Annotated in this window: 17 protein-coding genes and 1 tRNA gene; 14 read left to right on the forward strand and 4 right to left on the reverse strand. The window is 69.0% G+C overall.

What is annotated here, in order from left to right; translation table 11 throughout:
- Window positions 1-9: 9 nt before the first annotated feature.
- A complete protein-coding gene (locus BLQ14_RS08520) occupies window positions 10-1,338 on the reverse strand; it encodes a GH1 family beta-glucosidase (RefSeq protein WP_092500115.1) in 1,329 nt (442 codons plus the stop codon).
- 11 nt (window positions 1,339-1,349) lie between these two features.
- Entirely contained in the window at window positions 1,350-2,381 is a 1,032-nt protein-coding gene (locus tag BLQ14_RS08525; RefSeq protein WP_092500231.1) for a LacI family DNA-binding transcriptional regulator, read from the reverse strand.
- A 253-nt stretch (window positions 2,382-2,634) separates the two neighbouring features.
- Here BLQ14_RS08525 and BLQ14_RS08530 point away from each other — a divergent pair, with 253 nt between their 5' ends.
- From BLQ14_RS08530 to BLQ14_RS08555, 5 genes are all read left to right on the forward strand, one after another.
- The gene (locus BLQ14_RS08530) at window positions 2,635-3,900 is read left to right on the forward strand and encodes an ABC transporter substrate-binding protein (protein WP_092500116.1); all 1,266 of its coding nucleotides are present in this window, start codon (window positions 2,635-2,637) and stop codon (window positions 3,898-3,900) included.
- Window positions 3,901-4,000: 100 nt separating this feature from the next.
- Window positions 4,001-5,002, forward strand: a complete 1,002-nt coding sequence (locus BLQ14_RS08535) for a carbohydrate ABC transporter permease (protein WP_092500117.1) — start codon at window positions 4,001-4,003, stop codon at window positions 5,000-5,002.
- Between the two features lie 12 nt (window positions 5,003-5,014).
- On the forward strand, window positions 5,015-6,349 hold the full coding sequence (locus tag BLQ14_RS15520) for a carbohydrate ABC transporter permease (protein ID WP_245657013.1): 1,335 nt from the start codon (window positions 5,015-5,017) through the stop codon (window positions 6,347-6,349).
- 25 nt (window positions 6,350-6,374) lie between these two features.
- A complete protein-coding gene (locus BLQ14_RS08550; RefSeq protein WP_211295336.1) occupies window positions 6,375-8,027 on the forward strand; it encodes an alpha-amylase family glycosyl hydrolase in 1,653 nt (550 codons plus the stop codon).
- A 22-nt stretch (window positions 8,028-8,049) separates the two neighbouring features.
- A complete protein-coding gene (locus tag BLQ14_RS08555; RefSeq protein ID WP_092500118.1) occupies window positions 8,050-9,144 on the forward strand; it encodes an ABC transporter ATP-binding protein in 1,095 nt (364 codons plus the stop codon).
- Between the two features lie 8 nt (window positions 9,145-9,152).
- Here BLQ14_RS08555 and BLQ14_RS08560 read toward each other — a convergent pair whose 3' ends face one another.
- Window positions 9,153-9,488: a hypothetical protein gene (locus BLQ14_RS08560; RefSeq protein WP_143004471.1), complete on the reverse strand. Its 336-nt coding sequence runs from the start codon at window positions 9,486-9,488 to the stop codon at window positions 9,153-9,155.
- A gap of 635 nt (window positions 9,489-10,123) precedes the next feature.
- Between BLQ14_RS08560 and glpX the strand changes: the two genes are divergently transcribed.
- From glpX to acdA, 5 genes are all read left to right on the forward strand, one after another.
- On the forward strand, window positions 10,124-11,110 hold the full coding sequence (glpX, locus tag BLQ14_RS08565) for a class II fructose-bisphosphatase (RefSeq protein ID WP_092500120.1): 987 nt from the start codon (window positions 10,124-10,126) through the stop codon (window positions 11,108-11,110).
- A gap of 9 nt (window positions 11,111-11,119) precedes the next feature.
- Window positions 11,120-11,665, forward strand: a complete 546-nt coding sequence (locus tag BLQ14_RS08570; protein ID WP_092500121.1) for an isochorismatase family protein — start codon at window positions 11,120-11,122, stop codon at window positions 11,663-11,665.
- Entirely contained in the window at window positions 11,662-13,410 is a 1,749-nt protein-coding gene (gene recJ, locus BLQ14_RS08575) for a single-stranded-DNA-specific exonuclease RecJ (RefSeq protein ID WP_092500122.1), read from the forward strand. Before BLQ14_RS08570 ends, recJ begins: the two co-directional genes overlap by 4 nt.
- A gap of 98 nt (window positions 13,411-13,508) precedes the next feature.
- A tRNA-Glu gene (locus tag BLQ14_RS08580) sits at window positions 13,509-13,583 on the forward strand.
- A 170-nt stretch (window positions 13,584-13,753) separates the two neighbouring features.
- Window positions 13,754-14,944: a 3-sulfinopropanoyl-CoA desulfinase gene (acdA, locus tag BLQ14_RS08585; protein WP_092500123.1), complete on the forward strand. Its 1,191-nt coding sequence runs from the start codon at window positions 13,754-13,756 to the stop codon at window positions 14,942-14,944.
- Here the strand turns inward: acdA and BLQ14_RS08590 are convergent.
- On the reverse strand, window positions 14,935-16,233 hold the full coding sequence (locus BLQ14_RS08590) for a cobyrinic acid a,c-diamide synthase CobB (protein WP_092500124.1): 1,299 nt from the start codon (window positions 16,231-16,233) through the stop codon (window positions 14,935-14,937). The genes acdA and BLQ14_RS08590 overlap by 10 nt on opposite strands.
- Window positions 16,234-16,342: 109 nt before the next feature.
- Here BLQ14_RS08590 and BLQ14_RS08595 point away from each other — a divergent pair, with 109 nt between their 5' ends.
- The 4 genes from BLQ14_RS08595 to BLQ14_RS08610 are packed head-to-tail and all read left to right on the forward strand — an operon-like array spanning window position 16,343 to window position 19,444.
- The gene (locus BLQ14_RS08595; protein ID WP_092500125.1) at window positions 16,343-17,395 is read left to right on the forward strand and encodes a cobalt-precorrin-5B (C(1))-methyltransferase; all 1,053 of its coding nucleotides are present in this window, start codon (window positions 16,343-16,345) and stop codon (window positions 17,393-17,395) included.
- Window positions 17,395-18,132, forward strand: coding sequence for a cobalt-precorrin-6A reductase (locus tag BLQ14_RS08600; RefSeq protein WP_092500126.1), 738 nt, complete (start codon window positions 17,395-17,397; stop codon window positions 18,130-18,132). The genes BLQ14_RS08595 and BLQ14_RS08600 overlap by 1 nt, the downstream gene beginning before the upstream one ends.
- Entirely contained in the window at window positions 18,129-18,767 is a 639-nt protein-coding gene (locus BLQ14_RS08605; protein ID WP_092500127.1) for a DNA-3-methyladenine glycosylase family protein, read from the forward strand. The genes BLQ14_RS08600 and BLQ14_RS08605 overlap by 4 nt, the downstream gene beginning before the upstream one ends.
- A complete protein-coding gene (locus BLQ14_RS08610) occupies window positions 18,764-19,444 on the forward strand; it encodes an alpha/beta hydrolase (protein ID WP_092500128.1) in 681 nt (226 codons plus the stop codon). The genes BLQ14_RS08605 and BLQ14_RS08610 overlap by 4 nt, the downstream gene beginning before the upstream one ends.

The raw sequence follows: 19,444 nt of genomic DNA on the forward strand, positions 1-19,444 counted from the left end.
CTTCAACTCTCACTGGCGCGCCAGCGCGCGGGCAAGCGCGTGATAGGACGCCTTGGGCGTTCGTTCCAGCGTTTCGAAATCGACATGGACGAGGCCGAAACGCTTGTCATAGCCGAGTGCCCATTCGAAATTGTCCAGAAGCGACCAGATGAAATAGCCCTTCACCGGCACGCCCTCGGCGATGGCGCGCGCGACCGCCGCGAGATGGCGGGCGATGTAGGCAAGCCGCGCGGCATCCTCCACCTCGCCGTTCACGACCACGTCGTTTTCCGACATGCCGTTCTCGGTGACATGGATCGGCAGCCCGCCGCCGTATTCGGCGTGGTTGCGGACAAGGAAGTGATGCAGGCCTTCGGGGTAGATCTCCCAGCCCATGGTCGTCTGCGGCAGATCGCCCGCATGTTCGGCCAGATCGCCCCAGAGCCCGCTCGGGCCGGGCCCGATGAGCTTGCGGGTGTAGTAGTTGATCCCCAGCCAGTCCACGGGCTGGGTGACGGTCTCCATGTCAAGCTCCCAGCCGCGGGGCAGATGCGGGCCGAGTCCCTCCAGCACCTCCTCGGGATACTGGCCGCGGCGCATCCCGCCGAGGAACCAGCGGTTGTAGATCGCGTCATAGAGGCGCGCGGCGGCGTGTGCCTCGGGCGTGTCGTCGACAGGCTCGACATATTCGTGGTTGGTGACGATGCCGATGTTCGTGATCCCCGCCGCGCGCATCGCCTGCACCGCCTTGCCATGCGCCAGCGGCACATGGTGCATCGCGCGCGCCGCGGCGCGGATGTCGCGCACCCCCGGCGCGTGCAGCCCGAGAAAGTGGCTCAGCCAGGCCACGCACCACGGCTCGTTGATGGTGGCCACGGCATGCACGCGGTCGCCGATCCGGCCCATGACGGTGGTGGCGAAATCGGCGAACCAGTCGGCGATGTCGCGGTTGCGCCAGCCGCCGAGATCGGCGAGCGCGGAGGGCAGCTCCCAGTGATAGAGCGTGACGAAGGGCTTGAGGTTGCGCTTGAGGCAGGCATCCACCAGCCGGTCGTAGAAGTCGAGCCCGCGCGCGTTCACCGCGCCGCGGCCCTCGGGCATCACCCGCGCCCAACTTGTCGAGAAGCGGTAGGCGTCAAGCCCCATGCCGGCGGCAAGGTCGAGGTCTTCCTCGAAGCGGTGGTAGTGATCGCAGGCGCGCGCGCCGTTCTCGCCGCGCACCACATTGCCCGGCGTCGCGGCGAAGTCGTCCCAGTGGGTGCGGCCGGCGCCGCCATAGGCATGGCCCTCGATCTGATAGGCGGAGGTGGCAGCGCCGAAGAGGAAATCGGCCGGGAAGTCGGCACGGCTGGGCAGCATGGGCGGTCCTTTCAGTCTGCAGGCGCGGGGCCGGTGGAGGCGCCCACGGTAAGGGCGGCATCAAGCAGGCGGTGGCGTGGCGGGGCGTCGGGGTTGGCGATGCTCTCGATCAGCATTTCCGCGCAGAGCCGACCGGCCATGCGCACCGAGGAGCGCGTGGCGGTGAACATCGGAACCTCGCCGGCGTTGCGCAGATAGCTCAGCTCGTCGTCATGGGTGATCACCGAGACATCGCGCCCCATCTCGAGCCCGAGCTCGTGAATCGCGCGCCGCACGCCGATCGCAATGATCATCGATGAACACAGGATCGCCGTGGCCGGGCGTTCGCGCTCGAGAAAGGCGCGGGCAGTCCGGTAGCCATAGCTTTCGGTCATCTCGCCCGAAGTGATCAGGGTTTCGTCGGGCGCGATCCCGCGTGCGCCCAGCGCCTGGCGGAAGCCCTCCTCGCGTCGGCGGGCGAAGTCCATCGACACCAGACCGTTGATCAGCCCGATGCGCCGGTGGCCGAGGTCGAGCAGGAAATCGGTTGCATGGGCGAAGGCGCGCAGGTTGTTGATGTCTACCCAGCTGTAGTCGTCATCGCGCCCGCGCGAGGCACGGCCGTGCACGACGAATGGCAGGCGCAGCTCGTGCAGAAGGGCGATGCGCGGGTCGCCCGTGTGCGGGGCATGCACGATGATGCCGTCGGCCGTGCCGCGCGCGGCGATCTCGCGATAGGTGCGCTCCTGCTCGTCGTCGGCCACGAGCTTGAGCACCATGTCATAGCCGTGGCGGAGGTAGATCTCCGAGGCACCGGCGATGAAGTCGGTGAACACGGGGTTCACGAGTTCATGGCTGTCGGAGATCGGCAGCACATGGGCGATCGCCATAGAGCGGCCCGTTGCCAGCCCTCGGGCGCGGGCGTTCGGCACGTAGTTGTAGCGCCGCGCGGCCTCGAGAACCCGCGCGCGCGTGGCCTCGGCCACCTCGGGGTAGCCGTTGAGCGCGCGGCTCACCGTCGTCTGGGAAAGACCCAAAGTGCGGGCGAGTTCCTTCAGGTTCACGGGCATACTCAAAGCGCTTTGACAGTCTCTGGAGGTTAGCTTTGCCGGTCGGCAGCGTCAAAGGTCACCGGCCTGCGGAAGTCAAGTGACGATATTTCGTGTGGTTTTCCGGTCGGCCGTGGTGGCATGCTGCGACGATTGACAGGGCGGGGAGAATAAACGAGTTTGAAGTCATCCAAAGCGCTTTGAATGCGATTCGCAGCGCTCGGATGGAATCACCACCGGCGCAGAGGCGCCAATTGGGAGGACAGGAATGAAACACGTGCTTCTTGCCGGCGCCGCGGCGCTGGCGCTGACGGCCGGCAGCGTTCGGGCCGAGCAGCTGACGGTGTTCGGCCCCTGGCTGGGGCCGGACCAGGAGAATGTCGAGAAGGTTCTTGCCGCATTCGCCGCCGAGACGGGCCATGACGTGCGCTATGTCGGCTCGGACAGCTTCGAGCAGCAGATCGTGGTCGATGCCGAGGCCGGATCGGCCCCCAACATCGCCGTCTTCCCGCAGCCCGGCCTTGCCGCCGACATGGCCAAGCGCGGTTTCCTGACGCCGCTCGCCGAGGGCACGGCCGAGTGGATCCGCGACAACTACGCCGCCGGCCAGTCCTGGGTCGATCTCGGCACCTATGAGGGGCCGGACGGCCAGCCGCATCTTTATGGCTTCTTCTACAAGGTCGATGTGAAATCGCTCGTCTGGTACGTTCCCGAGAACTTCGAGGATGCGGGCTACGAGATCCCGCAGACGATGGAGGAGCTCAAGGCGCTGACCGAGCAGATCGTTGCCGACGGCGGCACGCCCTGGTGCATCGGGCTCGGCTCTGGCGGGGCGACGGGCTGGCCCGCGACCGACTGGGTCGAAGACCTGATGCTGCGCACCCAGCCGCCCGAGGTCTATGACGCCTGGGTGAAGAACGAGATCCCCTTCACCGACGAGCGCGTCATCGCGGCCATCGACGAGTTCGGCTGGTTCCTCAGGGACGAGTTCGTGGCCGGCGGGCGCAAGGCGGTGGCCTCGACCGACTTCCGCGACAGCCCCAAGGGCCTCTTCACCTCGCCGCCGCAGTGCTACATGCACCGCCAGGCCTCCTTCATCCCGGCCTTCTTCCCCGAGGGCACGGTTGTGGGCGAGGATGCCGATTTCTTCTACTTCCCCGCCTATGAGGGCAAGGATCTGGGCAAGCCGGTGCTGGGCGCGGGCACGCTCTGGGCCATCACCAACGAGAACCAGGCCGCCCATGACCTCATCAAGTGGCTGCAGAAGCCCGAGGCGCATGAGATCTGGATGGGGCTGAAGGGCTTCCTGACGCCGCACAAGGGCGTGGATCCCTCGAAGTTCTCCGACCCGACGCTGCGCAAGATGAACGACATCCTGCTCGCGGCCACCACCTTCCGCTTCGACGGCTCCGACCTGATGCCGGGCGCGATCGGCGCAGGCGCGTTCTGGACCGGGATGGTCGACTATGCCGGCGGCAAGCCCGCCGCCGAGGTCGCGGCCGAGATCCAGGCCGCATGGGACGCGATCAAGTGATCGGCTGAGGCCAGGGGCGCGGCCTCCTTCCGGGGCCGCGCCTGCGCCGCAGCGGAAACGACCACCGAGACGGCCCAAAAGGGCCGGGGAGGAGGCAGTCATGCATCCGGCACTTCAGGGGCTCATCACCATCATCATCGGCGTCGGCGGATGCGTGGGCTATTTCTGGCTGTCGAACCTTGTTCTCGACAAGGTGCTGTTTCCGCCCCGCGGCCCGAATGCCGGGCGCAACATCAACCGCGCCAACATGATCCGGCCGTGGCTGTTTCTCTTTCCCGCGCTGGCCGCGCTGGGGCTTTATCTCGCCTATCCGGTGTTCGAGACGCTGCGGCTTTCGATGATCGAGCGTGACGGGGTGGAGGAGCACTGGGTCTGGTTCGCCAACTACGCCCGGATGGCGGCGGAGCCCAAGTTCATCGAGGCGCTGCGCAACAATTTCCTGTGGCTGCTGGTGGTGCCCGCCGCCTCGACCGCCTTCGGGCTTCTGGCCGCGCAGCTGACCGACCGGCTGCGCTGGGGCAACCTCGCCAAGTCGCTCATCTTCATGCCGATGGCGATCAGCTTCGTCGGCGCGGCGGTGATCTGGAAGCTGGTCTACGACTACCGCCCCATCGATCAGGAGCAGATCGGCGTCTTGAACGCCATCGTCGTGGCGCTGGGCGGCGAGCCGCAGACCTGGCTGCAGATCCCGTTCTGGAACAACTTCTTCCTGATGGTGGTGCTGATCTGGATCCAGACCGGCTTCGCCATGGTGATCCTGTCGGCCGCGCTGCGCGGCATCCCCGAGGAGACCGTGGAGGCGGCGATCGTCGATGGCGCCAACCCCTTCCAGATCTTCTTCAAGATCAAGGTGCCGCAGATCAGGGGCACCATCGTGGTGGTGTGGACGACGATCACGCTGGTGGTGCTCAAGATCTTCGACATCGTCTTCGCCATGACCAACGGGCAGTGGGGCACGCAGGTGCTGGCCAACTACATGTTCGACAAGCTCTTCCGCGCCAATGACTGGGGCGTGGGCTCGGCCTCGGCGATGGTCATCATGGTGCTCGTGACGCCGATCCTGGTCTGGAACGTCGTCAACGCCCGGCGTGAGATGAAATAGGAGGCAGGGGAGATGGACAACATCGCCGGAACCCGCTCTGCGCTCGGCTGGGCCGTGAACCTTTCGGTGCTGGCGCTGGTGCTTCTGTGGCTCTTTCCCACGGTGGGGCTTTTCGTCTCCTCCTTCCGCACCGCCGACCAGATCGCCACCACCGGCTGGTGGAAGGCCCTGGTGCCGGCGGAGCAGAACCTGACCCTGCGCACCGCGCCCCCCGAGACCCAGCGCGAGGAGAACGGGCGTTACGTGATCGCCGGCAACCTCTTCCTCGAGGACGGGCGCGAGCCGGCCGAGATTTCGGCCTGGGGCATCTCGAGCCGCGCCATCGACGCCTATCGCCCGGGCGAGACGGCGGAGCTGCGCCGCGGCGGCACCATAACGGTCGAGGCCAATGGCGATTACCGGATGGAGAGCGCCGAGCCCTTCACGGGCTCGCGCGGCCAGCGCGTTTTCGTCACTGCCGAAATCCCGCCCGAATTCACGCTTGAGAATTATGACAAGGTGCTGGGCAAGGGCGTGGTCAAGCGCCTTGCCGTCTATGCGCTCGCGGCGCTGATCTTCGCCTTTGCCGTGCGCTGGAGCTTGCGCGACCGCGAGGGTTGGCTCGTGGCCGCGCTGCCCACCGTCGCGGGGCTCGCGCTTCTCGTCGCGCTCTCGCTCGTCTTCGGCCTCTCGGAGGGCGAGGCGGAGGGCGCCCAGACCACCGACAACATGTCGCGCGCCTTCTTCTCGACGCTGACGGTGGTGATCCCGGCCACGGTGATCCCCATCACCATCGCCGCCTTTGCGGCCTATGCGCTGGCATGGATGGAATTTCCGGGCCGCGCGCTGCTGATCGCCGCCGTCGTCGGCCTGCTCGTGGTGCCGCTGCAGCTGGCGCTGATTCCGCTTCTCAAGCTCCACCTCGCCATCGGCATCGGCAAGGGCTACCTCGGCGTGTGGCTGGCGCACACCGGCTTCGGCCTGCCGCTCGCCATCTATCTCTTGCGCAACTACATGGTCGGCCTGCCGCGCGACATCATCGAGTGTGCCAAGGTCGATGGCGCCACCGACTTCCAGATCTTCGCGCGCATCGTGCTGCCGCTCTCGTTCCCCGCGCTCGCGAGCTTCGCCATCTTCCAGTTCCTCTGGACCTGGAACGATCTTCTTGTGGCCAAGGTCTTCCTGATCGACGCCACCGGCGAGACGACAGTGATGACCAACGCCATCGTCGAGCTTCTCGGCACCCGCGGCGGCAACTGGGAGATTCTCGCCACCGCCGCCTTCGTGTCGATGGCGGTGCCGCTGGTCGTCTTCTTCGCCATGCAGAAATATCTCGTGCGCGGGCTTCTGGCCGGTTCGGTCAAATAGGCCCCCTTGCAAGGACAAGACCCACATGAGTGCCATGCCTGACATCACCCCCCGCGGCCTTCCCGCGCCCGACCCTGACTGGTGGCGCGGCGCGGTGATCTACCAGATCTACCCGCGCAGCTTTCAGGACAGCGACGGCGATGGGGTGGGCGACCTAAGGGGCATCACCGAGCGGCTTCCTTACGTCGCCTCGCTCGGGGTCGACGCGATCTGGATCTCGCCCTTCTTCCGCTCGCCGATGAAGGACTACGGCTACGACGTCTCCGACTATTGCGACGTCGACCCGCTCTTCGGCACGCTTGCCGATTTCGACGCGCTCGTTGCCCGCGCCCACGAGCTGGGGCTGAGGGTGATGATCGACCTCGTGCTGTCGCACACCTCCGACCAGCACCCCTGGTTTGCCGAGAGCCGCCGCTCGAAGGACAACCCGAAATCCGACTGGTATGTCTGGGCCGACGCCAAGCCCGACGGCACGCCGCCCAACAACTGGCTGTCGGTCTTCGGCGGCTCGGCCTGGGAGTGGGACCCGCGCCGCTGCCAGTATTACCTCCACAATTTCCTGCCCGAGCAGCCCGATCTCAACTTTCACAACGAGGAGGTGGTCGAGGCGCTCTTCGACGTGGCGCGCTTCTGGCTCGACCGGGGGGTGGACGGCTTCCGCCTCGACACGATCAACTTCTACTATTGCGACAGGCTCCTGCGCGACAATCCCGCGCTGCCGCCGGAGCTGCGCAACGACACCATCGCGCCCAAGGTCAACCCCTACAACTGGCAGCACCACATCTACTCGAAGAACCAGCCCGAGAACCTCGACTTCCTGCGCCGCTTCCGTGCGGTGATGAACGAGTACCCGGCCATCGCCGCGCTCGGCGAGGTGGGCGACGCGCAGCACGGGCTCGAGATCCTCGGCCAGTACACCGCCGGCGATGAGCGGGTGCATATGTGCTACGCCTTCGAGTTTCTTGCCCAGGAGCCGCTCACGGCGGCGCGCGTGCGCGAGGTCTTCGACCGACTTGCCGAAGTCGCCGGCGAGGGCTGGGCGTGCTGGGCGTTTTCAAACCACGACGTGGTGCGCGCGGCCACGCGCTGGCATCTGTCCGAGCCGGCGCTGAGGCTGCACGCCACGCTGCAGATGTGCCTCATGGGTTCGGTCTGCATCTACCAGGGCGAGGAACTGGGGTTGACCGAGGCCGAGCTCGCCTTCGAGGATCTGCACGACCCCTACGGCATCCGTTTCTGGCCCGAGTTCAAGGGCCGTGACGGGTGCCGCACGCCGATGCCGTGGGAGGCCGAGGCGCCGAACGGCGGGTTCTCGGAGGCGAAACCCTGGCTTCCGGTGCCGCGCGAGCATCTGGCGCGCGCCGTCGACCGCGAGGAGGCCGACCCGGCCGCGCTTCTGCACCACTACCGCCGGGCGATCGCCTTCCGCACCGCCCATCCGGTGCTCAGAAAGGGGCGGCTTGAAGCGATGCGCGATGACGGCCCGGTGCTGAGTTTCCTGCGCGTCGGCGAGGGCGAGACGCTCTTCTGTGCCTTCAACCTGTCGGACGCGCCCGCCGAGATCGCGGCGCCCGAAGGCGCGTGGGTGCCGGTTGGGGCAGAACTCGGCGCGCAGGCGCCGGAGGGGGGGCGCATCTCGCTGGGGCCGTGGGGCGTTTCGCTGTTGTCACGGGCGTGAGGCAGAAGGGGAGGGAGGAGACATGGCCGATCTGAAGCTCACCGGCGTCGGCAAGACCTATGGCGGCACTGTCGAGGTGCTCAAGGACATCAACCTCGACATCGCCACGGGCGAGCTCATCGTCTTCGTCGGGCCTTCGGGCTGCGGCAAGTCCACGCTTCTGCGCATGATCGCGGGGCTCGAGAAGATCACTACGGGCACGCTCGAGATCGACGGCATGGTGGTCAACGACGTCCCCCCCGCCCAGCGCGGCATCGCGATGGTGTTCCAGTCCTATGCGCTCTATCCGCACATGACGGTGCGCGAGAACATGTCATTCGCGCTCAAGATCGCCCGCAAGCCGCAGGCCGAGATCGATGCGGCGGTGATGCGTGCGGCGAAGATGCTCCAGCTTGAGCCTTATCTCGACCGGCTGCCCAAGGCGCTGTCGGGCGGGCAGCGCCAGCGCGTGGCCATCGGGCGCGCCATCGTGCGCGACCCCAAGGTCTATCTCTTCGACGAGCCGCTCTCGAACCTCGATGCCGCCCTGCGCGTGGCCACCCGCATCGAGATCGCCCAGCTCAAGGAGTCGATGCCGAACTCCACCATGATCTACGTCACCCACGACCAGGTGGAGGCGATGACGCTTGCCTCGCGCATCGTGGTGCTGGCCGACAAGGGCATAGCCCAGGTCGGTCCGCCGCTCGAGCTCTACGAGCGGCCCAGAAACGAGTTCGTCGCCCGTTTCATCGGTTCGCCGGCCATGAACCTCCTGCCCGGCGAGATCATCGGCACCGGCGAGAAGACGACTGTCAGGATCGCGGGCGGGGGTCTGGCCGTCTCCGCCGTACCCACGAGGGCCGCCGACAAGGGGCTGAAGGTCAACGTCGGCATCCGGCCGGAAGATTTCGTGATCACCGAGGCCGAAGATCACGTCTATGACGGAGAGGTCGAATTCGTCGAGGCGCTGGGCGAGGTCACCGTGCTCTACTTCCGGCCCGAGCCCGGCCGTGATGCGGTTCTGGCCAAGCTTCCGGGCGTGCATGCCGACTTGCGCGGGCGCAGGGTGCGCCTTGCCGCCGACCCGGCCAGGGTACACCTGTTTCACGGGGGCGAGTCGCTGCTCTGGCGCGACTGACGTCCCGATCAGTGCGGCGCGATGATGCCAAGGCTGCGCAGCGCGGCTTCGGCCTCCTCGCGCATGGTGAAAGCCGCGCCTGCCGGGTCATAGTGTGCAAGGCTGCCGTAGAGAAAGTCATGCGCCCCGCCGCCCGCTGCGCCGTCGGCGAAGAGCCACTTCATCCGCCGATGACAGATCGCGGCAAGATGCGTGTGCCAGATCGCCCCGTGCCAGCCGCAGACACGGCTCAGAAACACCGAATCGCGCCCTGGATTCTCGGCCAGCGCGCGCAGCACGCGCAGCTCCGTTGCCGAGGGGGGCAGCGCCGCGAAGGCCTGCCGGATGCGAACCACGTCAGGCAACGCGGCAACCGGCGCCGCCGCGCAAGGGGCCTGCGGCAGGGCGCCCGCCGCGGTGACCGGCGTGGTCTTTTTCCCTTGCCGCGAGAAAAGGCGCGCTACGCGGCGCGCTGGTCCGTGCTCCGGTGCTGCAATGCCCATTCTGCCTGCCTCTTGCTGTGTCCAATCCTTCGTCGTGAAATCCGTTCCGAGCTAGCGCCTCTGATTGTGGCGCAATTGTGGCATTGCGCCATGTCTTCGCAGTGATTCGGGCCTCCGCATCGCCCATGGCTTCCATGAGCAATCCTCTGTTGAAGATTGGTTAACGGCGCTGCACCCTGCGGCGCGGACCCACACGTCGCCGACACGACAGAGGGCAAGCAATCGCGCCTTGCGCGGTCGCGGTACGGGCGCGCATGCCCCGCCCGGGCTCAACATCGGGAGCCATCGGCCTTCCCTCTTTCAATCCTCTTGCCGTTCGCAAAGCAATCTCACCGGCCGGGAACGCGAGTGTCTGTCACCCTGGTGCAAATACCCTTGCCGAAGGCGGCGCGCGCAGCGCGCCTTCTCCCCCGACACCCCGCGCCACGATCGCGGTTCAATCCGCCGCGCTTTTCCTCTAACCACCTTTCAGGCAGAGCTTCACGAGGAGGAGACCGATGACCGCCGGCGCTTCGAAGATCGAGTTTCACGACCGTATGCTGAGCCTCGGGCTCGCCCGTGTTTCGGAGGCCGCGGCCATGGCCTCTGCACGGCTGGTCGGCCGGGGCGACGAGAAGGCCGCCGATCAGGCCGCCGTCAACGCCATGCGCGAGCAGCTCAATCTTCTCGACATCAAGGGGGTTGTCGTCATCGGTGAGGGCGAGCGCGACGAAGCACCTATGCTCTACATCGGCGAGGAGGTGGGCACCGGCAAAGGACCCGAGGTCGACATCGCGCTCGACCCGCTCGAGGGCACCACGCTGACCGCCAAGGACATGCCCAACGCGCTGACGGTCATCGCCATGGCCCCGCGTGGCACGCTCCTGCACGCACCCGACGTCTACATGGACAAGCTTGCAATCGGCCCGGGCTATCCCAAGGATGTGGTCAGCCTCGAGATGCCGCCTGCCGAGCGTGTGCGCGCGCTGGCCGCCGCCAAGGGCTGCGACCCGGCCGACATCACGGTCTGCGTACTCGAGCGCCCCCGCCATGAGGAAATGATTGCCGAGATCCGCTCGACCGGCGCCGCGATCAGGCTGATCACCGACGGCGACGTGGCCGGGGTGATCCACTGCGCCGAGCCCGAGATCACCGGCATCGACATGTATATGGGTGCGGGCGGCGCGCCTGAGGGGGTGCTTGCCGCCTCGGCGCTGAAATGCATGGGCGGGCAGATGTGGGGGCGGCTCCTGTTCCGCAACGACGACGAGCGCGCCCGTGCCGAGCGGGCGGGCATCACCGATCTCGACCGCATCTATTCGCGCGACGACATGGTGCGCGCCGATGTGATCTTTGCCGCCACCGGTGTCACCGACGGGTCGATCCTGCGGGGCATGAAGCGCGAGCCCACGCATCTGACCACCGAGACGATCCTGATGCGCTCGAAGACCGGATCGGTCAGGCGCATGATCTACCGCAACCCGCGCAAGCCGGTCTCGGACTGAGAGCGGAGCATGCGCGCGCTGGTGCTCATCGATTTTCAGAGAGGCTTTGCCGATGCGCGCTGGGGGCCGCGCAACAACCCCGGCGCCGAGGCGGCTGCCGCGCGCCTTCTGGCGCGCTGGCGTGCAGCCGGGGCGCCGGTCTTCCACATCCGCCATCTCTCGCGCGACAGCTCGAGCCCGCTTGCGCCGGGGCCAGGAGCCGCGCCCATCCCTGTGCTCGCCGAGGCCGCTGGCGAGACGGTGATCGAGAAGCACGTCAACTCTGCCTTCATCGGCACCGATCTTGAGGTGCAGCTGCGGGTGACGGGGATTGCCAGCCTGGCCATTGCAGGCCTGACAACGCCTCACTGCGTGTCGACCACCGTGCGCATGGCCGCGAATCTCGGCTTCGATGTCGTCGTGGCTCATGACGCCTGCGCCGCCTTCGCCGCGAATGCCGATGCTTCGTGGCGCGTGGCCTCCGAGAGCGATGCCCACTCGGTGCATTGCGCCGCCCTTGACCACTTGCATGGCGAATTCGCCCGAGTGACATCGGCGGCGGCGATCACGCCATGAAGCCCTTTCTCGGCGTCGAGCGCTCGCTCACCGGCCGCCGCTGGCTCGGGCCGGGAGAGGAGGCGATGCGGCTTGCCGAGGCGATCGCGCAGGCCACCGGCCTGCCGCTTGCCGTGTGTGGTGTTCTCGCATCGCGGGGCGTGTCTGCCCACCTGGCGGAAGGCTGGCTCTCGCCAAGGCTGCGCGAATTGCTCCCGGATCCACGATCGCTGCGCGATGTGAAGCAGGCGGCCGAACGGCTGATCGCCGCCGTCACGCGGGGCGAGCGCATCGCCATCTTTGCCGACTACGACGTTGACGGCGCCGCGTCGGCCGCCCTGCTCATCGACTGGCTGCGCGCCATGGGCCTGGATGCGACGCTGTATGTGCCCGACAGGATTGACGAGGGCTATGGCCCCAATGCTCCCGCCATGGCGGGGCTGGCACGCACCCATGATCTCATCGTCTGCGTGGATGCGGGCACGCTGTCTCATGAGGCGATAGCTGCGGCGCAGGGGGCGGATGTGATCGTGCTCGACCACCACCTGGGCGGCGAGACGCTTCCCCCCGCCCTTGCCGTGGTCAACCCCAACCGGCAGGACGAGGACGGTGCGCTTTCGCATCTGTGCGCGGCGGCCGTGGTGTTTCTCGTGCTTGTCGAGGCGGGCCGCCAGCTGCGCGCCGCGGGCCGTGCGGGGCCGGATCTGATGGGTATGCTCGACCTGGTGGCGCTGGCGACCGTGGCCGATGTCGCGCCGCTCGTGGGCGTGAACCGCGCCTTCGTGCGCCAAGGGTTGTCGGTGATGGCCCGCCGCGCCCGCCCCGGTCTGGTGGCGCTCTGTGACACCGCTCGCCTCGACCGCGCCCCGACAGCCTATCATCTGGGCTATGTCCTCGGACCGCGCATCAATGCCGGCGGGCGGGTGGGCACGGCCGATCTCGGCGCGCGCCTGCTCGCCACCGCCGACCCCTCCGAAGCCGCTGCCATTGCCGAGCGGCTGGAAGCGCTCAACGAGGAGCGCCGGGCGATCGAGTCGGCGGTGCGCGAGGAAGCGCTCGCCCAGGCCGAGGCGCGCGGGCTGGATGCGCCGCTCGTCTGGGCGGCGGGGGAGGGCTGGCACCCCGGCGTCGTCGGCATCGTCGCCTCGCGGCTCAAGGAGGCGGCGAACCGCCCGGCGGTGGTGATCGGGCTCGATGGCGGCGAGGGCAAGGGCTCGGGTCGCTCGGCCGCAGGCATCGACCTTGGCGCGGCCGTGCATCGGCTTGCCGCCGAAGGGCTCTTGCTGAAGGGTGGGGGGCACCCGATGGCGGCGGGGCTCACGGTGGCCCGCGAGAAGCTCGAGTCGGCGATGGAGCGGCTCTCCGAGCTTCTCGCGCGACAGGGCGCCGACCGGCTTGGCGCGGCGGATCTGAGGCTGTCGGGGCTGCTCGCGCCCGCCGCCGCGACGCCTGAGCTCGTCGAGATGCTGGAGCAGGCCGGCCCCTATGGCGCCGGCGCCCCCGCGCCCCGATTCGCCTTTGCCGACTGCCGAATCCATTTCTCCCGTCAGGTGGGAAGCGATCACCTCAAGATCGGCTTTTCCGACGGAACCGGTCCCCGGCTCGAGGCCATCGCCTTCAATGCCGCCACCGGGCCGCTCGGGGCGGCGCTCTCTGCGCATGCGGGGGCGCGCTTTCACCTCGCCGGGCGTCTCGAGATCAACGACTGGGGCGGGCGCCGGCGCGTGGAGTTGAGGCTTGAGGATGCGGCGCCGGCGGCGTCGTGACCCGAAGAGGACATCCGATGCCGGGGTGCGCGATTTTGGTGAAATTTCCTCTTGCCCTCGGCGGGGCATTTTTCTAAACCCCCGCTCACTGACCGAGCGGCCCGTTCGTCTATCGGTTAGGACGCCAGGTTTTCAACCTGGAAAGAGGGGTTCGATTCCCCTACGGGCTGCCACTTCTCCAAGTTTTTCGAGCGTTTTCCAGCGTGGTGCCGATCTTGCACGCGCCGCTTGAGGCTTTCCCGCGCCCTTGCGCACCGGCGCATCATGCTTTCCCATCGTTGCGTCACGCCGTTGCGCGCGCGTTGTCGAGCGCGTGGTCAGCCGGGCAAGGAGGAGGGCAGCGATGTTTCCGCTTACCGATGAGCAAAGGGCGCTGCGCGATGCGGCACGGCGGGTGGCGGAGGAGGCGATCGCCCCGCGCGCGGCTGAGATCGACCGGAGCGAGGGGTACCCCTGGGACAATGTCGAGCGCCTGCGCGAGGCGGGGTTTCTGGGCATGACCATCCCGCGTGCCTATGGCGGGCAGGGGCTTGGCTATCTCGAGGCGGTGCTCGTCATCGAGGAGATGGCGCGGGTGTGCGGCGTGACGGGGCGCATCGTGGTGGAGACCAACATGGGCGCCATCGGCGCGATCATGAGATACGGCAGCGACGAGCAGAAGCGCCGCGCCGCCGATCTCGTGCTTTCCGGCGACAAGCCTGCCATCTGCATCACCGAGCCCGAGGCCGGCTCCGCCGCCACCGAGATGCGCACCACCGCCGTCAGGCGTGGCGAGGCATATGTGCTCAACGGGCGCAAGCACTGGATCACCGGCGGCGGCGTCTCGCGGCTGCACCTCATCTTCGCCCGCGTGATCGAGGACGGCGAGGAGCAGGCCATCGGCGGCTTCATCGCCATCCGCGGCGAGGATGAGGGGCTCAAGATCGGCCGCCGCGAGCCGACGATGGGGCTGAGGGGCATTCCCGAGACCGAGATCATCCTCGAGGATCTGGTTCTGCCCGCCGACCGGCTCGTCACGCCGCCCGAGGGGCTGCGCCGCGGCTTTGCCGGGCTGATGAACGCCTACAACGGCCAGCGCGTGGGCGCAGGCGCGGTGGCGCTTGGCATTGCGCAGGGCGCCTATGAGCTTGCGCTCGACTATGCCAAGGCGCGCCGCCAGTTCGGCCGACCCATCGCCGAGTTCCAGGGGCTGCAGTGGATGCTGGCCGACATGTCGGTGGGGCTTGCCGCGGCGCGGGCGCTCGTTCACGGCGCGGCGGCGGCGGCGGGTTCGGGCTTTCCCGACATGCGTGCGGCGGCGCAGGCAAAGCTTCTGGCCTCGGAGACGGCGATTCGGGTGACCAATGACGCGCTGCAGATCCACGGTGCGGCGGGGTATTCGCGCAACCTGCCGCTCGAGCGCATGGTGCGCGATGCGCGCATGTTCACCATCGGCGGCGGCACGGCGCAGATCCTGCGCACGCAGATCGCCGGCTCCATCCTCGGCATCCGCACGCCCCAGACGCGCGATGGCTATCTCCGCCGTCAGGACTGACCGGCGCGATCCGCCGGGCCGGGCGTGGGGATGATATGGGCGAAGGAGCCCGCGACACGGCCCGCGACAAGCCCCATCGGCGGCAGGGCATTTCCTTCGGCGTCTTCGGCGGCGAAGAGGGGTGCGCCTTCGGCCTTCATGGTCGTGGCATAGTGAAACTCGTGACCCAAGTGGTGGCCGGGGAAGGGGCCCGCCAGGGCGGCGAGCCGCCGGTAGCCAAGGGTCAGGCGCCGCTCGGCAAAGCTTGTCAGTAGCGGCAGCAGCCCGGCCATGGCATGAGGCGTTCCCTCCGCGTCGATGAGGGCCTCGCCGAGCACCATGTAGCCGCCGCATTCGCCGTAGATTTGGGCTGTCTGCGCCGCACCTCTGAGGCTTGCGAGAAAGCGCCGGGCGGCGGCGATGCGCCCTGCGTGCAGCTCAGGGTAGCCGCCGGGCAGGAAGACGAGATCGGCTTGTGGCACCGGCTCGTCGGCGAGCGGGGAGAAGAAGACGATCTCGGCCCCGCCCGCGCGCCAGTCGGCAAGCCAGTGCGGATAGGCAAAGCCGAAGGCGGCATCGCGGGCCACGGCGATGCGCTGGGCCGGGGGCAGCGGCGCGCGCCAGCCTCCGGGCTCGGGCAGCGGTCGGGCGAGGGCTGCCAGCGCCTCGAGGTCCACGGCGGCCGCCACCGCCTCGGCGGCGCTGTCGAGAAACGCCTCGAGATCGGCCCGCTCGCCGGCCTGCACGAGCCCGAGATGGCGGGAGGGGTGGGCAAGCCGCGGCTCGCGGGGCAGGGCGCCGAGAACCGGCAGGCCCGAAGGCGCGAGGGCGCGGCGCAGCATCTGCGCGTGGCGCGGGCTGCCCACGCGGTTGAGGATCACCCCGGCGATTTCCACCTGCGCATCGAAGCGCGCGAAGCCGGCGACGAGCGGGGCCACCGACTGGGCCATGCGCGCGGCATCCACGATCAGCACCACCGGCAGGCCCAGGATGCGTGCGAGATCGGCCGTCGCCCCGCGCCCATCGGGCGGGGCGCCGTCGAAGAGGCCCATCGCCCCTTCGATGAGAAGCAGCCCCGGCCCCGCGGCGCGGGCGCGAATCTCCTCCGCGCTCATCGCCCAGGCGTCGAGGTTGAGGCATTCCACCCCGCAGGCGGCGGCGTGAAAGCGCGGGTCGATGTAGTCCGGCCCCGATTTCGCCCCGCGCACCGGGGTTCCCCGCCGCGCCAGCGCCCGCAGAAGCCCCAGCGTCAGCGTGGTCTTGCCGCTCCCCGAGGCGGGGGCGGCGATGATGAGGCCGCGGCCGGTCATGAAAGGATCGGTGCAACGTCGCGCATGGCGCCCTTATGGCGGCAAGCGCGCTTGGCGAAAAGTGCGGAGCGATTGGACGCGCGCGCCCGCCGCGCTACAAGATCGGGCGATGAAGGAAGCCGACACCCCCAAGCTCCGCCGTGGCTGGACGACGGGCGCCTGCGCCACGGCGGCAACGCGCGCGGCACTGATGGCGCTCTGGGGCGGGGCGTTTCCCGAGCGCGTCACCATCACCCTGCCGCGCGGTGAGCGGCCGAGCTTTGCGCTGGCCCACACTGCGCGCGGCGATGGCTGGGCCGAGGCGGGGGTGGTGAAGGACGCCGGCGACGACCCCGATGTCACCCACGGCGCGCTGGTCATCGCGCGCGTTGCCGAGGGCGCGCCGGGCTCGGGCGTCACCTTTCGCGCCGGCGAGGGCGTGGGCACGGTCACGCGGCCCGGCCTGCCGGTCGCACCGGGGGAGCCCGCGATCAACCCCGTGCCGCGCCAGATGATGGCGCAGGTGGTGGAAGAGCTGGCCGCCCGCTTCGGGCGTGCAGGCGATGTCGTCATCACCGTCTCCATCCCCGGCGGCGAGGAGATCGCCAAGCGCACATGGAACCCGCGACTTGGCATCGTCGGCGGGCTGTCGATTCTCGGCACGACGGGCGTGGTGCGCCCGTTCAGCTGCGCGGCGTGGATCGCTTCGATCCATCGCGGCATCGATGTGGCGCGCGCCGCCGGGCTCACCCATGTTGCGGGCTGCACGGGGGCGACGAGCGAGCGCGCGGTGCGCGCGCGCCACGGCCTGCCCGAGCATGGCATGCTCGACATGGGCGATTTCGCCGGCGGGCTTCTGAAATACCTCCGCCGCCACCCTGTTCCGAGGCTCACCATCGGCGGCGGTCCGGGCAAGCTCACCAAGCTCGGGCAGGGCGCGATGGATCTGCACTCGGCGCGCTCGCAGGTCGATTTCGCCGCCTTGGCCGAAGCGGCAGGCGAGCCGCGCATCGCCCGCTGCAACACCGTGCTCGAGGCGCTGGAGATCGCGGGGCCTTCCCTCGCCGAGGTCATCGCCGGGCGGGCGCGCGACGTGGCGGCGGGGGTGCTCGAGGGGGCGGGCGTTACGGTGGATGTCATCGTGGTCGGGCGCGATGGGCGCATACTGGCGGAGGCGGAGTGATGCGGCTTCTGCTTCTGGCGGGCACGGGGGAGGCGCGGCGGATTGCCTCGGCTCTTGCCGAGATGCCGGGGCTTGAGCCGGTCGCCTCGCTTGCTGGCGCAACGCGCGGGCCGGCGCGGCTCGCCATCCCCACGCGCATCGGGGGCTTCGGCGGGGCCGAAGGCTTTCGCGCCTTCCTTGAGAGCGAGGGGATCGGCGCGGTGCTCGACGCCACCCACCCCTTCGCGGCGCGCATCTCGCACCGCAGCGCGGCGATCTCTGCCGAGGCGGCCATCCCCTATCTGCAGCTTCTGCGCCCGCCCTGGCTGCCGCGTCCAGACGACAACTGGCTCATGGCGCGCGATGCCGCCGAAGCGGTGGCGGCGATCCCTGCAGGCGCACGCGTCTTCGTCGTCACCGGCCGCCAGACGCTGGAGGATTTCGCGGGGCTTGACAAATGCACCGTCTTCTTCCGCCAGATCGACCCGCCCGGCCGTCCCTTTCCCTTTCCCCAAGGCGACTGGGTGATCGGCCGCCCGCCCTTTTCGGTCGAGGATGAGGAAGCGCTGTTCCGCCGGCTGCGCATCGACTGGCTCGTGGTCAAGAACGCGGGCGGGCGCGCGGCGGCAACGAAACTCGAGGCCGCGCGGCGGCTCGGGGTCACGGTGGCCATGCTGCGCCGGCCCCGCCAGCCCGCCGCTCCGCGCGTGGCAAGCGTCGGCGCGGCGCTCGACTGGGTGAGGAGGCTTGCACGATGACCGGCCACGGCGAGCGCATCATCGAGACGCCCGACTGCGTGGCCGAGGGCGCGGCCTGGCTCGCCGCGTGCGAGCCGCGCTTTGCCCACGCGCTCGCGCTCACCGGCCCGCTGCCCTTGCGCCGGCGCGCCGACGGCTTCGCGGCGCTCCTGTCGGCGATCGTCTCCCAGCAGGTCTCGGTGGCCGCGGCCGATGCGATCTGGGCACGGCTCGAGGCCGCCGGGCTCACCGCGCCCGAGCGCATCGGCGCCGCCGCCGACGAGGAGCTGCGCGCCTGCGGGCTCTCGCGCCAGAAGGCGCGCTATGTGCGCGCGCTTGCCGAGGCGCGGATCGACTACGCCGCCCTGCGCGCCGCGCCCGCAAGTGAGGTCATCTCCCGTCTCGTCGAAGTCCCCGGCATCGGCCGCTGGACGGCGGAGATATACGCGATGTTCTCGCTCGGTCGCGCCGATGTCTTCGCAGCCGGAGACCTCGCCCTGCAGGAGGCCACGCGGCTTCTCTTCGCCCTCGAGGAGCGGCCGACCGAACGCGCGCTGCGCGGCATGGCCGAAGCATGGTCGCCCTGGCGCGCGGTTGCGGCGCGCGCGCTATGGGCCTACTACCGCGTGACAAAGGAGCGCGAGGGGATCAGATGACAAGAGAACTCAAGAGCGAGCGCCGCGGCCCGCCGGAAGGCGAGGCAAGCGCGGTGGTGGTGTTTCTCCACGGCTATGGCGCTGACGGCGCCGATCTTCTGGGGCTGGCCGAGCCGCTCTCCCCGCATCTGCCGGGCACCGCCTTCTACGCCCCCGATGCGCCCGAGCCCTGCGCCGTCAACCCCGGCGGGCGGCAATGGTTTCCGATTCCGTGGATCGACGGCTCGTCGGAAGAGCAGGCGACCGCCTCGATGCTCGCCTCGGCCCGCGATCTCGACGCCTTTCTCGATCAGGTGCTCGCCCGCGAGGGGCTCAGCCCCGACCGCATGATCCTCTTCGGCTTCTCTCAGGGCACGATGATGGCGTTGCATGTCGCCCCGCGCCGGCCCGAGCCGGTGGCCGGCATCGTTGCCTTCTCGGGCCGGCTGCTCGCGCCCGAGCGGCTGGCGACCGAAGCGCTGTCCAAGCCGCCGGTCATCCTCATCCACGGCGATGCCGACGAGGTGGTCCCGCCACAGTCTCTCAACGAGGCGGGTGAGGCGCTGCAGGCGGCGGGCTTCGAGGTCTACGCCCACGTGATGCGCGGCACCGGCCATGGCATCGCGCCCGACGGGCTGTCGGTGGCGCTCGCCTTCATGCGCGACAAGCTCGGCTTTGACGGCGGCGAGCGGGGCTGA

Source organism: Meinhardsimonia xiamenensis (assembly GCF_900102905.1).
Lineage (GTDB): Bacteria > Pseudomonadota > Alphaproteobacteria > Rhodobacterales > Rhodobacteraceae > Meinhardsimonia > Meinhardsimonia xiamenensis.

Coding starts and splice junctions, on each gene's coding strand:
- BLQ14_RS08520 (WP_092500115.1), bottom strand. CDS start 1,338: ATGCTGCCCAGCCGTGCCGACTTCCCGGCCGATTTCCTCTTCGGCGCT.
- BLQ14_RS08530 (WP_092500116.1), top strand. CDS start 2,635: ATGAAACACGTGCTTCTTGCCGGCGCCGCGGCGCTGGCGCTGACGGCC.
- BLQ14_RS08535 (WP_092500117.1), top strand. CDS start 4,001: ATGCATCCGGCACTTCAGGGGCTCATCACCATCATCATCGGCGTCGGC.
- BLQ14_RS15520 (WP_245657013.1), top strand. CDS start 5,015: ATGGACAACATCGCCGGAACCCGCTCTGCGCTCGGCTGGGCCGTGAAC.
- BLQ14_RS08550 (WP_211295336.1), top strand. CDS start 6,375: ATGAGTGCCATGCCTGACATCACCCCCCGCGGCCTTCCCGCGCCCGAC.
- BLQ14_RS08555 (WP_092500118.1), top strand. CDS start 8,050: ATGGCCGATCTGAAGCTCACCGGCGTCGGCAAGACCTATGGCGGCACT.
- glpX (WP_092500120.1), top strand. CDS start 10,124: ATGACCGCCGGCGCTTCGAAGATCGAGTTTCACGACCGTATGCTGAGC.
- BLQ14_RS08570 (WP_092500121.1), top strand. CDS start 11,120: ATGCGCGCGCTGGTGCTCATCGATTTTCAGAGAGGCTTTGCCGATGCG.
- recJ (WP_092500122.1), top strand. CDS start 11,662: ATGAAGCCCTTTCTCGGCGTCGAGCGCTCGCTCACCGGCCGCCGCTGG.
- acdA (WP_092500123.1), top strand. CDS start 13,754: ATGTTTCCGCTTACCGATGAGCAAAGGGCGCTGCGCGATGCGGCACGG.
- BLQ14_RS08590 (WP_092500124.1), bottom strand. CDS start 16,233: ATGACCGGCCGCGGCCTCATCATCGCCGCCCCCGCCTCGGGGAGCGGC.
- BLQ14_RS08595 (WP_092500125.1), top strand. CDS start 16,343: ATGAAGGAAGCCGACACCCCCAAGCTCCGCCGTGGCTGGACGACGGGC.
- BLQ14_RS08600 (WP_092500126.1), top strand. CDS start 17,395: ATGCGGCTTCTGCTTCTGGCGGGCACGGGGGAGGCGCGGCGGATTGCC.
- BLQ14_RS08605 (WP_092500127.1), top strand. CDS start 18,129: ATGACCGGCCACGGCGAGCGCATCATCGAGACGCCCGACTGCGTGGCC.
- BLQ14_RS08610 (WP_092500128.1), top strand. CDS start 18,764: ATGACAAGAGAACTCAAGAGCGAGCGCCGCGGCCCGCCGGAAGGCGAG.